Below are 17,196 nucleotides of genomic sequence, written 5' to 3' on the forward strand. Positions count from 1 at the left end.
AGAAAATCAACTTGTTTTAGTTAACGGTAAAAAGTTACTTATTACAAATCGAACAAGTACCTTGAATCAATAAATTTACTTCTTTTGATTTGAAACCTGCGGGTAAGGCCAGAGACGGTACGTGAATGTCTTCCAAACAAGTGGTTTTACCGCACATTTGGCATTTAAAATGAACGTGGTCGTGGTGATGATTGTGCTCTTGGCAAGCATCTTTGCACAAAGCGTAGCGAAGGCCGTCTTCGTCCAACACTTTATGAATAATGCCTTTATCAACGAACGTTTTTAGGGTACGGTAAATGGTAACGCGGTCGTAGCGGTCTTTTAAGCCATTTTCCAAATCTCCGTGCGAAAGCGCAGAAGCGCGGTTTTGTAAAATTTCTAAAATATCTTCACGGCAGCTTGTATGGCGTAATTCGTGTAATCGCAGGGTATCTTTGGCGAAAGTATTCATGACCTTGTTATTTTTGCCCAAATTTATCAAGTTAGCTTCGGATTTACCGAACTGAACGGGCTTTCTTTTTAAACGGTTGCTATAAACAAACTGTTCCATGATGATTAAAATAGGCATTATTAACGTCTCCGACCGCGCCAGTGCGGGTGTATATGAAGACATTCCAGGGAAGGCGATTGTGTCAACGCTCAACGAATACCTAACCAGTTCTTGGGAACCCGTGTATCGGGTCATTCCCGACGAGCAACATTTGATTAGCCAAGCCCTTGTCGAAATGGCCGACAAAGAAGGTTGCTGTTTGGTTGTTACGTGCGGCGGAACGGGCCCCGCGCCCCGCGATGTGACTCCCGAAGCTACCGAAGCCGTTTGCCATAAAATGATGCCTGGCTTTGGGGAATTGATGCGGCAGGTGAGCTTGCAGTACGTGCCCACGGCCATTTTATCCCGCCAAACGGCAGGGATTCGTGGTAAAACGCTGATTGTCAATTTGCCAGGAAAACCTTCGGCGATTCGTCAATGTTTGGATGCTGTTTTTCCTGCTATTCCGTATTGCATTGATTTAATTGGCGGGCCATTTTTGGAAGCCAACGAAGCCGTGATAAAGGTGTTTAGACCTAAATAACCATTCCAAGGTTGAAACGGGAACTATCAGATTAAACGCATTAAAAAAGTAGCCTCGCTGGAGCAATCAATAGCCACTCCAAATTTTAATGCGTTTAACCTGACTAGAAATTAAAATATAATAATATATAGCCTTTGTTTAATAAAATATATTAAATAAAATCGTGCTAGATTGTTTTTTGATATTGAAAAGATGCTACATTTGCTGATAAAAGTACCAAAAGGATAATTGCAGGTGCCTCTTCCTCAAAAAAATACCGAAATCATAAGCGATTTGAAGCTTTGGAATCAGTTGATTGCTGACGACAAAGCTGCCTTTTCTGCGCTGTTTGAGAAGTATTTGAACCCTTTGGTAAATTATGGAAAGACTTTAATGCCTTCGCACGAGAAAGTCAAAGATTGTGTTCAGGATGTGTTTGTGGATATTTGGCTGTATCGGCATTCACTCAGTGATGAGGTGGTGGTAAAAGCCTATTTATTTTCGAGTGTGCGCAAACGCATCGCGCGGTTGTACGAACGAGACCGCATTTTTCGGCAAACGACCCCATTGGAAGACCTTGAATTTTCGCTCAAGTTTTCGATTGAACATTCCATGATTAACGATGAAACGTTGGATTTGGAAGTTCGCCAGCTCAATCAACTTCTCAATACGTTGCCACCTCGCCAAAAAGAAACTTTATACCTTCGATACCACCAAGGTTTATCGCTGGAGCAAATTGCGGAGGTATTAGAAATCAATCATCAATCAGTCAAAAACCTGCTTCATCGCGCTATTTTACATCTTCGTAAGGAGTGGAAAGGCTCGATTTCTCTGCTCCTAATCGGTGGTTACCTTGCTTTGTGAAATTTTTTCAAAAAAAAATCTAAACAAGTGAGTACTCTTTAAACCTTCTGTCCTCTCTGCATTTGAAATTAATTTTCAGATGCAACCACGCGATTTATACACCAAAGTTGAAGACTTTCTTTCCGACGAATCTTTCCAGCGATGGGTCAGGTTCAAGGAAAACCATACACATTGGGAAGAATGGACCTTGGAAAGTCCTGAAAGGGCCAAATTAGTTGCCGAAGCTAGGGTATGGGTTTTGTCAATGAAAATAGAAGAAACGGAGCTTTCGGCCCAAGAAATCCAGCGAAGCTTGCAGGATACTTGGGACGCAATACAGACGCAACAAGTTCAGAAGCCAATTTGGAGAATGGGTTGGTTTCGAGTAGCTGCGGCGGTGTTGCTTGTTGGGACAGCGGCAATGACTTATTTTTTGGTACAAAAAAATCCAACACAGGTTGTCATTACCTATAAAGACTTGGTGGAGAAAGATACCGAAGGGTTGATAGAACAAACCAATAATTCCAATAAGCCGCAACTTATTACCCTTGCCGACGCCAGTTCGGTCTTATTACAGCCCAAAAGTAAACTTAGCTATCCCAAAGAATTTAGTGGCAACGAACGGAAAGTTTACCTTTCGGGAGAGGGCTTTTTTGAAATCAGCAAGAACCCCAATAAGCCTTTTTATGTATATGCCAACGAAGTCGTGACGAAAGTTTATGGGACGAGTTTTCGGGTAATAGCTTATCCTTCCCAGCCCAACGTAGAAGTGGTCGTGCGTACGGGAAAAGTAAAAGTGATGCCCAACGAAGAAATACAAACGGATACCAAAGAAGGAATCATGCTTTTGCCCAACCAAGCGGCAAGATTTGTACGAAACAACCTTTCGTTTGAAAAAATCTTGGACATTACCCAAGACAAACCGCTTATTGCCTCAACCAACACCATTGAACAATTGAGCTTTGAGTTTCGTGATATACCTGTACACCAGATATTTACGACCATTGAGCAGGCCTATTTGGTGAAGATAGAATACCCAAAAGAGAAATTGAAAGATTGCTACATGACGACCTCCCTCAGTGATGAACCCCTTCCCGAAAAGCTAAAAATTATTTGTGAAAGCTTAGGAAGTGATACACGCTACGAAATGAATGGAAATCAGGTAACAATTATTTCATCTGGATGTAACTAACCACCCCTAAACCCTTGTCTATGCACTAAAAAAAGTAGCAAAAAAAAGCGTCGAAATGCTGCAACATTCCAACGCTTCTAGTTTTCCTTAACCCTCTGCAAAGGGCAGGAACGTCATGTCAATACCAGTCTAATAGTATTAAAATTAACAATCAAAAGTATGGAAAAAAGTTTTATTCACCAACGGCTCCTTTTTCAGATCGTGAAAATATCGGTGTTTCAAATGATACTTGCTGTTGTTTTTGTGGGAATCGCAATGGCCACGCCCGCGAAAGGGCAAGAAATGCTTGACTCAAAAGTGACGCTTGTTCTCAACAACGTGAGCCTCGAAAGTGCGTTGTCTGAAATTGAAAAAGCAGCCCACGTCAAGTTTTCGTACAATTCGCGCACGCTAAATCTCAATCAGAAAGTAAGTGTGATCGAAAAAAACGAATCGCTTTCTACAATACTCACTAAGATGCTCAAACCACTGAGTATTAAGTATGTAGTAGTGAGCAAGAAAATTGTGCTGCGCAAAGAAATCGGCCCGAAAACGGGTTTTTTATACGAAAATGAAGAGTCGTCCAAACCGCAAGTTCTTGCGAATGTGGATTGGAGCGTAAAAGGAACCGTCACCGACGAAAAAGGCGAAAAATTGCCAGGAGTAAGCATTACAATCAAAGGTACTACCCGTGGGACAACCACCAACGCCAACGGCGATTACGAAATAAGCGTTGCCGATGGCAAAGGCGTGTTGGTGTTTTCATACATCGGTTACAAACCCCAAGAAGTCTTGATTGATAATCGTACAACTATCAAGGTTACACTAGCAACTGACACCAAGGCCCTTGAGGAAGTGATAGTGGTGGGGTATGGCACCATTAAAAAGGAAAAAAATATTACGTCTGTTTCGACCCTAGAAGCCGAAAAAATCACCAACCTTGGGGCTTCTTCGGTAGGAGAAACCTTGGGAGGGCGCATTCCAGGTATTATTGTTACCAACAGCGGAGGTGGGCCAGGGAAGAAACCTTCAATTTCGCTCAGGGGAGGTGGCACGCCCGTTTATGTCATCGACGACATTATTTCTACCGAATTTCAGTTTCAGACCCTGGCGGTCAACGACATTGAAAACATATCTTTCCTTAAAGACGGCCCCGCTACGGCGATTTATGGGGTGGCTGCGGGAAATGGCTTGGTATTGGTGACGACCAAAAGAGGAAACAACAAAAAACTTTCCATCAACTACAACTTTGGACAAGATTTGTCGCAACCTACGTATTTGCCTCGTAAAATCAGCTCGTACGAATTGGTGTCGTTGGTAAATCAAGTGGATGTAAAAGAAGGCAATCAGGGGCGTTATGCTGAGAGCGACGTTCAAAAGTACCGCGACCAAACCGACCCGCTCAATTTCCCAAACAACGATTGGCAAAAGCTCGTGTTGAAAGAGTTTGCCCCGCAGCAACACCACAATTTGTCGCTCAACGGAGGCAATGAACAAATCAAATACTATGCTTCATTGGGCTATTTGAACCAAGGAACGTTGTATCAATTTAACACCAACTGGCTGAAAAGATACAATTATCGTCTGAGCTTAACGGGCGATTTTGCCAAAATTGGCTTGAAAACCAGCATGACCATTTACGGGGTGGACGAAACCCGCCGCGACAATGCAAGCGGCTATGGAAGTGGCTATTTTGCGGTGTGGAGCCACATCCAAAATGCTCCGCCTACCGACAAAGCGTATGCGGATTTGGAACGTACAAAATACGCCAATAAAGGAGATCACCCCATTGTCGAAATAGATCCCCGCAGTGGCTACGTTCGTAACCAAGACCGCAATCTTAATGCCTTGCTGAACCTTGACTGGAAAGTGCCAGGCGTAGAAGGCTTGTCGTTTCGTGCCAACGGAAACTTGAGTCAGGTGCAGGCTTTTGGCAAATCGTGGAACATCACAGCGCCCCAATTTGCCATTGGTAGCTCAACACCCGCCAGCTCGAACCAGCCTAACTTAGCAGTTTCGACAACAACGGGCTATAATTATGTATTGCAAGGGTTTGGAAACTACGAACGAAAGTTTGGCAGCCATAACGTTTCGGCTATGTTCGGCTACGAAGAAGCTTACGGCTACAACGAAAATTTCAGCACGGGGCGTAACTCATACGTGTTTGGGATTGATCAGATTTTTGCGGGGCCACAGTCAACGGCTACCAACAACGGTTCTAGTTTTGAAAACGTTAGAAATGGTTGGTTAGGACGCGTTCGTTACGATTTCAAAGAGAAATATTTGTTTGAAGGAAGTTTTCGATACGACGGAAGCGACTTGTTTCCCGCTGGAAAAAGAAAAGGATTTTTTCCTGGTGCTGCCTTGGGTTGGCTCATTTCCCACGAAAACTTTATGGGAAGTTTGATGGAAAAAAACATCATTAACCTCTTGAAAGCCAGAATATCGTACGGCTCCGTTGGACAAAACTCAGGCGTGAGTAGCTTTGCCTATGTACCAGGGTACTCCACAGGCGGCGGGTACGTGGTAGGTGGTGTGCTTCAACCAAGCCTCAATGCCCCGAGCATTCCAAGCCCCGACATCAGTTGGTACGACCAACAATCATTCAACACTGGTTTTGATTTTGGAACGTTGGGAAATAAACTCAGCGGAAGCCTAGATTATTTTTACTTGCGTACCACGGGCTACTTGGCATCACCTTCGGGAGTTGGCTACACCGACCCACTTGGAACGGCTTTGCCAACCCGCAAATCAAACGGGGCATTTAGAAGAGCAGGTTTTGACTTTACGGTCAAATACAGCGATAAAATCGGGAAGTTGAAATATACGTTAGGCTCAAACTTTGTGAAATTTGACCAACTCTGGGAAGTAAACCCCAACGAGGACAGCACAACGCTTAAAAACCCCAATACGACATCGTATCACCAAATTGGTTTCTTACAAACGGCTTATTTGTCGGCGGGCTTGTACCAAAACGCTACCGACATCATGAATAGCCCCCGCCGAATGGCGTCAATCGTTGCTCCTGGTGATATTATTTACCGTGACGTAAATGGGGATGGAAAAATCGACGGCGATGACTTTAGAAGGGTAGGAAAGTCAGCATTTCCACGGGTAACGTACGGTTTTACGGCCGATTTAACGTACGGAGGTTGGTTTATGAACATGCTTTGGCAAGGCAGCGGTAAGCGAAGTATTTATTTGGGCGACGTCATCCAGAGTAATTATTCAACCAATATTCGCTATGAGTTTCAGACCAAAAACCACTGGGAGCCAGGGGCGGGTAATTCGCAATTCCCTCGGTTGATTTCGGGGGCTGCGGTCAACGGTGGCCACAATGCCGTCACTTCCGATTTTTGGGTGATAAACGCGGGCTACTTGCGCTTGAAAGCCTTGCAGGTAGGTTACAATTTCAAAAATTATCTTTCTAAAGACTTAAAATTCATTTCAGACCTGCGGGTGACGCTGAGTGCTACCAACTTACTCACGTTTTCGAAGATAAAGCAATACGGCCTTGACCCCGAAACGGGAAGTAACAACAACTACGACTATCCCTCTCAACGCGTGTATGCCTTATCGGTAAATCTAGGTTTTTAACTCAAAGCAACTGAAAGCAATGAAACGATATATCACAAAAATAGTTTTGATACTAACAGTCCTTTGTGTTGGTATTTACTCTTGTAAGCAATTGGACGACACCCGACCGTTCGACAAATTTGATGAGACAGCGGTGTGGAGCTCGAAGGGCAACGCCATGCTTTTCGTCAACGGCGTATATTCATCAGTGTTAGGTTTATATACCAATACCGTTGAGGAAGAAGTACGAACTAGCAATATTATTCAAAGCGATGGAAACGCTTTTACAAGAGAGTCAATTACGCGAGACGACGATTACGGTTTCAACCAATTTAGCAGAATTCGTAGTTGTAATCTCATCATTGAAAAAGCAGCGGCTTCAACTGCCTTGGGCGACGGAGATAAGGCAGAACTGGTAGCGCATGGCAAATTTTTGCGGGCTATGACCTACTATTGGCTTGCGCGTCGTTTTGGAAGGGTAATATGGGTGGAAAAAGTATTGACCGAAAACGAAACGAATTACGCGTTGCCTCAAACGGCCAACATCGCCGAAACCTATAACTTGATTATGAAAGATATAGACGACGCGATTGCTGGCCTGCCTGCTTCGTCGCCAGCGGGGCTTGCGTCTAAGGCTTCGGCTTATGCCTTAAAATCCGAAGCAGCTTTGCAAGCAGCAGCCTACACGGGTGATAACACCTATTACCAAAAAGCCATTGACGCAGCCAACGCCGTCATTGCAACGGGCAAGCCGTTGGAAGCTGATTATGAAGGAATGTTTAACGAAAAAGCGAGATTTTCGCCCGAAATCTTGCTCGCTACTTACCGCGACAAGTCAAATACTGTCGTGTCAAACATTGCTGACATGCAAGAAGCTATCCCCAATGTGAACAACGACGATTTGAAATTGCGGAATGCTACGCCATTGTTCAAATTGGACAAAGTGTTTGAGGATTGGGGAAAATATTCTCCTACCCAAAACATCATCGACGAGTACCTTGTCATTGATGAAGCCGCTCCGTCTAAGGCGGTAAAATGGGATCAGTCGTCTCAGTTTTTGAAAAATGTAACCAAAAAACAATCGCCATTCCTCGATAGTGCCGTAGTGACGGGTTCGGGAAGCATCAATGCGATTATTTACAACAACCGCGATAAGCGTTTGGCGGCGTCGATTGTGTATGATTCAACGGCTTGGTACGGCGAATTGGTGACAACCAACCGTAACGGCAACCTGAATCGAATGATTAAAGGTAGCCTGAACTCGGGCTGTTGTACCCAAATTACCAATGCCTACTTCCGCAAGGGGATTTACAACGTCTCCCCACGGCCATTCTACAATACGCCTGTGGATTATCACTGGGTGATTTTCCGAATGGGACGCGTGTATTTGAACAAAGCGGAGGCGTTGTTGATGCAAAACAAAATTACGGAGGCTGTCACCACGCTTAACATCACTCGCCAAGGCCACGGAGGTCTGCCTCCATCGACAGCTACAACCGCCGAAGATGCTTGGAAAGACTACAAGCGGGAGCGTAGGGTGGAGCTTTTCAAGGAAAAAGACTATTACTGGAGCCTATTGCGCTGGGGCAAATACGGTGGAAGTGCCAACGGCGGCGCGGCTCCCGGGGCTAAAATCGCCGAATTTTTGGAAAAACCAACGTACATGGAAATCAACGCAACGCGCAAAGGCTACCGCATCGAAGTGATTAATTTCCAACTCAATGATCAGCGTTTGTTTGACGAAACGCGACGTTACTTGTTGCCGATTCAAAATTCGCAAATTGTACGTCACGGAGCGATGACGCAAAATCCTAACTGGTAAACGTTTACAAATAAATGAGAAAGACAATGCAAACAATACATAAAATGAAGTATTTGCTAATTCTTGGAATGGCATTGAGCTTGTCTTCCTGCCTCAAATATGGACTGGAAGAAAATTTGCCAAAATTTAAGGATGCCCTTATCACGGAGGTTTTTATGGAATACCGCTTCGAGGATTCTAAAGCAACCTCGGGCGGAAGCCCTTTGGTGCGAAACGTTACGCTGACGCTTACCCAGAAGCAATTTAAGCGAAAAGAAAATACGGCTGGAGCTTCGCTTGATTCGTTGATTTTCAACGTTACGGTACCCGCGGCGTCGGGGGCATTTACGGCCGAAGAAAAAGCCAAAGTGTCTAAAAATCGCTTGGTATTGATGACCAATATCTCGCCCGCTGCCACCATGGAGGCGTTGGAAGGAGCGCCGCAGCCAGGTTTGCCAGGCGATTTTTCACAACCCCGTAAGTACAAAATCACGGCAGCCAATGGCGATAGCCGCATTTGGGTAGTGAAGATTGGTAATTTTACAAATTAAGGTTCCATAGATTCAGTAACTTTGATTTCACTGAGTGGGAGAAGGGGGAATATTTCCTTCTCCCTTATTTCTAACCCTTGTTTAGGTTTTCAATGATTACAACGTTCTCTTTTACTCATTTTAAAGTTTTGGCCGTCATTTTGGGGCTCCAATTGGCTGTTGTGGCGGGTTATGGCCAGCAAAAGGATACGATTCACATCAGCTATCCGACGAATTTGAAAGCCGTAATTCAATCAAAACATCGTTACGACCAAACCTTGACAATGAAATTGTTTTTGTCGCAAGCCTTGTATGACGGTAAATTTAAACGGAAAGATAACGGAGCCTCCGAGGTGGCACTGACTTTTGCTCAGGCACTGGAGGTTATCAAAAAAATGGATAAGTTGACCCTCGGGATACCTAAAATTGTCTATCTCGTGGGTTGGCAATACAACGGTCATGATTCAAAATACCCCGCATGGTTTGAGGTCAATGAGCGACTAAAACGTCCCGAAGACAAAACAGCCTTGGAAAGTTTAAAATGGTTGATGAAGGAGGCTTCTAAGCACCATACCGTGGTGAGCCTCCACATCAATATGTTTGATGCGTACGAAGACAGTCCTTTGTGGGAGACGTACGTAAAAAATAACATTATTGCCCGTAACGCCGACGGAACGCTGCGGGCCTGCGAATGGGGGTATCCGATTAGTTTAGCGCGTGAATGGGAAACGGGTTTTGCCCAAAAACGCATTGATCAACTGTGTCAAATGTTGCCACTTCAAAATGCCAAAACCATTCACATTGACGCCTTTCATACGTGGCCGCCAGTGCCTCAGCTGGTCGATGGAAAATACAAAATAACGCTCGAAAAGGGGCCAATTAGTCCGTTTTTAGGCAATACGGTGCAAGATGAAACGGCCGCCCAGCGCAAGATTTTTCTTTACTGGGCTTCCAAAGGCATTGATGTTACCTGCGAGGGCGTCGATTTTTTACGAGAGTCGTCGTTTGAGGGGTATCAGCCAATGGCTTGGTGGTTTACGGGCTTGGATAAATACCTCAAGTGGCCTGCAAATTATTACTGTGGTGGACAAGATAATTCCGAGTGGGGGAAATTGTTTGGAACAAGTATGCACGGGGAAGATGTGGTGGCAAAAGATTCGCGTCAATTGGCGGGATTCTTACCACAATTTTGCACAAAAACCTTGATTTGGTATTATTTGAACCGCCTCGAAAGAAGGTATGTCATCAATAATGTTTCCCAAAAATCGGTTCATTTTTCTCAAAATACCACCGCAACGCTCAAACAAAACGCCTATTCGCTGGTAGCAGGAGAGGTTGTTTTGGCCGAAAATGAGGATGTTTTTGTGCCTGCGTTGTGGCTAAAAAAGCCTTCAGTGATTGCTTACAGTAAAAATGGCTACCAAAACCGCGCGTGGAAACTTCCCCCTTCTTTTCGGGGAAAAAATCAACTTTCGGTGTCTATTCTAACGACGGAAGGGCTAAGACTATCCCAAATGGTAAAGATAGAAGCCAATTCGGTTACGTTGTCCCTTGGCGCTGGAGAAGCAGTTTTGATTGACTGAGTACTTATGGGCAGTTTCAGACCTGATTGGTGTTATTTTCATGCGTTCAACTTTATTTCTTATGGCTTTCCGACGAAGCGTTATACTAATTACAGTTTTCTTTATTCACACATTTCTTTCATTTAGCCAAGTTTCAGTGACGAAATTTGGAGCCTTACCCGACGATACCCTCAACGACCGCGAAGCCATTCAAAAGGCCGTGGATTATTGTAAGGTAAATCGGGTGAAAAAACTGGTATTTCCCGCTGGGAAGTACTTAATCAGCGAGCCCAAGGCCATTCAGCTAATGAATGATGTGATGGATGGCAAAATGGGGCGCAATCCGCAAGACGTGGTATTTACTCCGTATTACCCGTACAGCCGAGGCATTCATTTTGAGGGAATTAACTCCCTCGAAGTGGATGCCAACGGTGCGAGTTTGGCCGTCAGCGGGTGGATGGAACCAGTATCAATCGAAAATTGTAAAAACCTCACCATTAAAGGGTTGACCATTGATTACGAAACCATGCCTCATAGCGAAGGAGTGGTGGTAAACGAAGGGGATGGCTATTTTGACGTACGATTTTCCAAGGAATTTCCGATTAGAAACAACCTGCTGATGCTGCGGTTGATGTTTTGGGATTTGAGTAAAAACCGACTTTTAGGTAAAAGCATTTATTTTCCAAAAAAGAACGAACTGATTGATGCCGAAACGGTTCGAATTTGGGCTTCGTATTCCCAAAAACTCCTTGGACATGTAGCGTTGATAAACCACATGTTTCATTTTCGGCCTGCGATTCTTATCAATGAATCCATTAACACGGTTTTGAATCAAGTCACGATTCATTCCCAGCCTGGTATGGGAATTGTAGGGCATCGTTCCGAAAATATTTTGATGAATGGCCTGCGCATTGTCCCGCGTCCAGGTTTGTACCAATCGACCAACACGGACGCTACCCACTTTACATCTTGCAAAGGTACGATTCGTTTTGATGGCTGTACGTTTGAAGGCCAAGGTGACGATGCCACCAACGTACATGGTTATTATCAGTTGATTAAAAAGAAGTTAGCTTCGCAAAAGTACGTCATCGAAATGGAAAAAGCGTGGGGTACGCACGCCATGGTGCTCGATTATCCCGATAAAGGCGACGTGCTCGAACTTGTTTCGCGGAAGACGTTGGCCGTGGTCGGAAAATACACCGTTACCCAATCAGAACCCAAGCCCAAGGAGTGGAACACAACTATTACGCTTCACAAACCTTTGCCCGACGACTTAGAAAATTATTACCTCATCGACGTCACTCGGCTGCCGCGTTTGGAGTTTGTCAATTCGTACGTGGGCAGTCATTTGGCGCGGGCGGTATTAGTCAAAACCCGTCAGGTGTTGATTGAAAATTGCACCTTCAAAGAAAGCACAGGTACGGCCATTCATATTGGTGCCGAGGGAGATTGGCGAGAAGGCGCGGGGTCCGAAAATGTGATTGTGCGCAACAACCGAATCCTACGTTGCGGGCGCGGCGACGGAACCAACGACGGGGCATCGGCCATTGCTATCAACGTCAAAGCTCCTGATATTTCGGTTGCGGGCATTCACAAAAACATCCTCATTGAAGGCAACCTAATAGAAGGTGAAAATGCAGAATGCGGTATTTCGGTGGCGGGTGCCTCGGGTGTTACGATTCAAAACAATGTTTTTTGGGGCTGTAAAAAGCCCATTGTCACCAAAGCATCTGAACATTTGAAGATGTTTCAAAACTATATTGGAAAAACGAAAATCCTTCCTGAAATCCATGAATAAAAATAAAATAATAGGCTGCTGCTTGCTTTTAATGCTGTGCTTTTGCAAAATGGCCATTGCCCAACAACGCATACTTTTGAGCAATTTTGGAGCCAAGCCCGACAGTTACGAAAACGCAAGCCCCGCACTCGTCAGGGCCATTGAACAGTGTCGAAAATTCCCCAACGCCACGCTTGTATTGCCAGGTGGGCGCTTGGATTTGTGGCCCGATGGCGCCTATAAACAAGAAATCTACATTTCAAACAGTACCGAAAATGACACCTTGCCAAAGGTTAAAAACGTCGCTTTTTTGTTGAAAGAGTTTAAAAACCTAACTATTGAAGGCAACGGAACGCAGGTATTTTTACACGGTAAAATGGTGGCGTTTGCCCTTTTTAAGTCCTCAAACATCACGATTCGTAACCTCTCATTTGACTACGAACGACCCACGATGAGTGAATTGATGTTGACGTCGGTATCGCCCACCAAAGTCGAAGCCAAGCTGCATCCCGACACGCGTTATTTTATCAAAAATGGCAAATTGGGTTTTTACGGAGAAGGTTGGAAAAGCAGCAATCACCACACCATTGTTTTCAATGAAATCGACGAAACCCTAAAATACAGCTCGTTTAAGGTGTTTTTGGAAAGCAAAGCCGAAGAAAAACAAAAAGGAGAGGTCGTATTTACGGGAGATTTTTCCAAAACGAAACTGAAAGCAGGGGAGAAGCTGTCGATTCGTGACCCGTACCGCGACAATTGCGGCGGATTTATTAGCTTGAGTCAGAATGTGTTACTCCAAAATCTCCATTTGCACTTTATGCACGGATTGGGGGTAGTCTCGCAGTTTTCTGAGAATATCACCATCCGAAAAGTCAACGTAGCTCCTCGTCCCGAATCAGGTCGCATTATCAGTGCCTTCGCCGATTGTTTTCATTTTTCGGGATGTAAGGGCAAAGTATTGGTTGACAGTTGTACTACTTCAGGTGCGCACGATGACCCCATCAATGTGCACGGAACGCATCTACAAATCGTAGCTAAAACGGGCTCCACCAAACTCACGGTGCGGTTTATGCACCACCAAACGTACGGTTTCGAGGCATTTTTTAAAGGCGATAGCATTGCTTTTGTTAATCCAAAAACGTTGCAACCCATTGCTTATGCCAAACTTAAAAATGCCGTCTTGAAAAACAAACGTGAGATGGAAATAGAAACCGACAAGCCTTTTGCTGCCAATGTAGCCGTGGGGCAGTGTATCGAAAATCTGACTTGGACGCCCGAAGTGACCATCCGTAACTGTCGCTTTGAACGGACAAATACGCGCGGGATTTTGATGACAACGCGCCGTAAAGTGGTGATTGAAAACAACCACTTTTACAAAACAGGAATGCACGCCATTCTCATTGCCGACGATGCCGCCAGTTGGTTTGAATCAGGACCTGTGCAAGATGTAGTGATTCGTAACAATGTGTTTGAAGAGTGTGGATATAATTCAACACCAGGCAGTTATGTGATTGCAATTGCGCCCGAAAACCACGATTTAGTCAATGGTTTTTACGTTCACAGAAACATTCTCATTGAAAATAATACCTTCAAAACCTCGGTAGCACCCTTGCTGACGGCAAAAAGTGTGGATGGGCTGGTGTTTCGCCAAAACAAAATCATTTCGTCAAAAACCGTAAATGTTACAGCCGATAAGACCACGTTCCACATCGAAGCCTGTAAAAATGTAACCCTCACCGATAATTCTTTTCCCGCCGACAACAAGCCTATGCTGACTACGTCCCACATGGAAAAGTCGGAAGTGAAAATGGATTGGTGATACCCCTTCCAAGGTTCTAAACCTTGGAAGGGATGCGCAGCCGAAAAGGTTCTAAACCTTTCATAGACCTTCCAAGTTTCTAAAATTTGGAAGGTCTTCCCTAGCCGATACGTTAACCCCGCACCTTCATGAAATCAATCATACCTTTTTTCGCTTTTTTGTGTTTCGCTATCGGAACACTGCACGCCCAAATACCCCCCTATGCCGTAGCCACCACGCCTTGGGTGGAAGAACAGGGCAATCATCGTGCGGTCATCACCGTGGCGCAACCAGCCGAGGCGGTTTATACAAAAATCCATTGGCGTCGTCGTGACGTAAATCCCCACGAAAAACGGCTTTTAATTACCGATGAGAAGGGGGTAGAAGTGGCAAATATTCATCGTATTAACATTGATAATGAAGTTGGAGAGTTTGTGTTTGAACCGAAGCACGCAGGCGTTTTTTACGTGTATTACATGCCTTTTGCGGGGAAAAAGAACATCGGTTGGTGGGAAGGAAAGTACTTGACTCCTGAAAACAAACCCCATCAAGCTTGGCTCGAAAAGCATCGACTTGTGGCCAACGATTTTGAGGCAAAATTACTTCCGCAAGCCTCCGTGCTGAAAATAGAATCGCGGACGGCTTTTGATAGTTTTTATCCGATGGAAGTAGGCGCGACGCAGGCGGAAAGAAAGACATTAATCGAAAGTACAAACAAAAATTTCCTGCTTTTTCCAGAAGATAGAACGTTCCCTGTGCGAATGACGGAAAATATTCCTTATCGATGGATTGAGCAAAAACCTGCTAACGTGTTTCTTGGGAAAGCATTGCGCAATGAATATTATGCGTTTCAAATTGCGGTTTTTGCGGCCAAAAAGGAGCTAAAAAACCTCAAAGTGACGTTTTTGGGAAACAAAAAAGTAACCTGCTTTAACACAGGAGGCATCGACGCCGACGGTCGCCCGTTTGAAAAAAAAGTGGACGTAGCCCAAGGAAAGGTACAAACGCTTTGGTTTGGGGTGGACATTGCTCCCAATGAAAAACCAGGAAAAAATTCGTTTGACGTAACCATTTCCGCCGAAAACGAGACACCACAAACGGTAAAAGTAACCCTCGACGTACTCAACGAGTTGCTTCCCGACCGAGGTGATAGCGAGCCGTGGCGACATTCCCGATTGCGTTGGCTAAACTCGACCTTGGGCATGGACGACCAACCCGTTGCGCCTTACACGGCTTTGAAAAGAAATGGGAAACAGATTTCGTACCTCATGGGAGAAGTGTCGCTCAACGAGTCGGGCTTTCCAGCGTCGATGAAGGTCAATCAACAAAATTTGCTACGTAACCCCGTTGTGTTTGTGGTCGAAACGGAGGCGGGAGTGGAAAAAATCACTCCTTCCTCCCTTCGATTTACCAAAAACAGCGCGGGCGTAATTGCGTGGGTAGCCGAGGGAAAAGGCCGTGGATTTAGCCTTCGTTGCGACGGAAGCATGGAGTTTGACGGGACATTGATGTACAAAATTCGCTTAAAAACGGAAAAACCCCTGAACATAAAAGATGCTCGGTTGGAGATTCCCGTGGAGAAAGCCAATGCAACCTATTGTATGGGCATGGGGTTGCCTGGGGGATTTTGTCCCACGGAATACCAATGGAAATGGAAAGGCCCGCAGGACTCGTACTGGATTGGCTCTGTGAAGGCAGGTTTACAATGCGAGATGCTGGGTGCCGATTACACAGGACCCTTATTGAACCTCTATCATCCTGCTCCACCGTCGTCTTGGTACAATACTAACAAAGGAGGGTTTAGGATTTTGAGCAATGACGCGCAAACGCTCGCTACAACGTACTCAGGAGAACGGACGATGAACGCAGGGGAAAGCCTTGATTTTTCGTTCCGTTTATTACTCACACCCGTCAAGAAACAAGATACCTACGACCAGTTTACCAACCGCTATTACCACGACGGAAATAAGCCTGCTCCGTCGCTGAAAGATTTGGCATCGGGCATTAAAATTACCAACGTACACCACGCAAATCCAATTAATCCATACATCAATTACCCCTTTATCGCGGTCGATAGCATGAAAAATTTTGTGGACTATTGGCACAGTAAAGGCTTGAAAGTCAAAATTTATTACACAATTCGCGAACTGACAAATCAGGTTCCTGAGCTGTGGGCGTTGCGGAGCTTGGGCGATGAGATTTTTGCCGTTGGGAAAGGCGGCGGCTTTCCGTGGTTACGTGAACATTTGGTGGAGCATTACGATGTGCAATGGTTCAACAAAATCAACGGTTACGAAGAATGCGACGCGGCGATTCGGACGGGTGGCAAATCCCGTTGGTACAATTATTACATCAATGGCCTCCAATGGCTGGTCAAAAACGTTGACATCGACGGGCTTTACCTCGACGACGTGGCCTTTGACCGTACCATGCTGAAACGAATGCGGAAAGTGATGAACGCCGTCAAACCAGGCTGCTTGCTTGATTTACATTCCAACACAGGCTTTTCCAAAGGCCCCGCCAACCAATACACCGAGTATTTTCCGTATCTCAATAAACTGTGGTTTGGCGAGAGTTTTAACTACGACAAAATGCCGCCCGAAAACTGGATGGTCGAAGTGTCAGGTATTCCGTTTGGGCACATGGGCGATATGCTACACAGCGGCGGCAATCCGTGGCGAGGAATGGTTTATGGCATGACGGTTCGCTATCCGTGGTTTACGGAAGGGGTGAGTTGCGACCCGCGTGATATTTGGAAAATTTGGGATGAGTTCGACATTGCCCATGCTAAAATGAGCGGTTATTGGGAGGAAAACTGTCCCGTCAAAACAGATAACGAAAAAGTGCTGGCAACGGCTTATGTTCACCAAGGAAAAGCCCTTATTTCGGTGGCATCGTGGGCGTCCGAAACCGTAAAAGTGAAACTGAATATCGACTGGAAAGCCATCGGTATCGACCCTTCTAAGGCAAAATTTACCATTCCTGCCGTCAAAAACTTCCAACAAGGCCAGCCTTTTTCCAAAGAGGGTGCTTTGGAAATCGCCCCAACGAAGGGGTTTTTATTGATTGTTGACTAAAAAGAAAAA

The 17,196-nt window shown here is 45.1% G+C and carries 11 protein-coding genes; 10 read left to right on the forward strand and 1 reads right to left on the reverse strand.

Annotated features, from left to right (window positions below; all coding sequences use genetic code 11):
• Window positions 1-34: 34 nt before the first annotated feature.
• A complete protein-coding gene (locus FHS57_RS09140; RefSeq protein WP_028525574.1) occupies window positions 35-451 on the reverse strand; it encodes a Fur family transcriptional regulator in 417 nt (138 codons plus the stop codon).
• 100 nt (window positions 452-551) lie between these two features.
• On the opposite strand from FHS57_RS09140, the gene mog reads away from it, so the two are divergent.
• The 10 genes from mog (at window position 552) to FHS57_RS09190 (ending at window position 17,187) form a co-directional block, all read left to right on the forward strand.
• Complete coding sequence (gene mog / locus FHS57_RS09145) at window positions 552-1,073, forward strand: molybdopterin adenylyltransferase (RefSeq protein ID WP_183973168.1); 522 nt, start codon at window positions 552-554, stop codon at window positions 1,071-1,073.
• A gap of 234 nt (window positions 1,074-1,307) precedes the next feature.
• Window positions 1,308-1,916 (forward strand): RNA polymerase sigma factor, encoded by a 609-nt coding sequence (locus FHS57_RS09150; RefSeq protein WP_183972750.1) that lies wholly within the window; start codon window positions 1,308-1,310, stop codon window positions 1,914-1,916.
• Between the two features lie 79 nt (window positions 1,917-1,995).
• A complete protein-coding gene (locus tag FHS57_RS09155; RefSeq protein ID WP_183972752.1) occupies window positions 1,996-3,087 on the forward strand; it encodes a FecR family protein in 1,092 nt (363 codons plus the stop codon).
• Between the two features lie 159 nt (window positions 3,088-3,246).
• A complete protein-coding gene (locus FHS57_RS09160; RefSeq protein ID WP_183972754.1) occupies window positions 3,247-6,663 on the forward strand; it encodes a TonB-dependent receptor in 3,417 nt (1,138 codons plus the stop codon).
• A 19-nt stretch (window positions 6,664-6,682) separates the two neighbouring features.
• Window positions 6,683-8,464 (forward strand): RagB/SusD family nutrient uptake outer membrane protein, encoded by a 1,782-nt coding sequence (locus FHS57_RS09165; RefSeq protein WP_183972756.1) that lies wholly within the window; start codon window positions 6,683-6,685, stop codon window positions 8,462-8,464.
• A gap of 44 nt (window positions 8,465-8,508) precedes the next feature.
• On the forward strand, window positions 8,509-8,994 hold the full coding sequence (locus tag FHS57_RS09170) for a DUF5018-related domain-containing protein (protein ID WP_183972758.1): 486 nt from the start codon (window positions 8,509-8,511) through the stop codon (window positions 8,992-8,994).
• Window positions 8,995-9,086: 92 nt separating this feature from the next.
• Window positions 9,087-10,556, forward strand: coding sequence for an endo-alpha-N-acetylgalactosaminidase family protein (locus tag FHS57_RS09175; protein ID WP_183972760.1), 1,470 nt, complete (start codon window positions 9,087-9,089; stop codon window positions 10,554-10,556).
• A 136-nt stretch (window positions 10,557-10,692) separates the two neighbouring features.
• Window positions 10,693-12,333, forward strand: a complete 1,641-nt coding sequence (locus tag FHS57_RS09180; RefSeq protein WP_183972762.1) for a right-handed parallel beta-helix repeat-containing protein — start codon at window positions 10,693-10,695, stop codon at window positions 12,331-12,333.
• The gene (locus FHS57_RS09185; protein ID WP_183972764.1) at window positions 12,326-14,131 is read left to right on the forward strand and encodes a right-handed parallel beta-helix repeat-containing protein; all 1,806 of its coding nucleotides are present in this window, start codon (window positions 12,326-12,328) and stop codon (window positions 14,129-14,131) included. The genes FHS57_RS09180 and FHS57_RS09185 overlap by 8 nt, the downstream gene beginning before the upstream one ends.
• Window positions 14,132-14,259: 128 nt before the next feature.
• Entirely contained in the window at window positions 14,260-17,187 is a 2,928-nt protein-coding gene (locus FHS57_RS09190) for a glycoside hydrolase domain-containing protein (RefSeq protein ID WP_183972766.1), read from the forward strand.
• The last annotated feature ends 9 nt before the right edge of the window (window positions 17,188-17,196 follow it).

It is taken from the genome of Runella defluvii (assembly GCF_014195535.1).
GTDB classification, from domain to species: Bacteria; Bacteroidota; Bacteroidia; order Cytophagales; family Spirosomataceae; genus Runella; species Runella defluvii.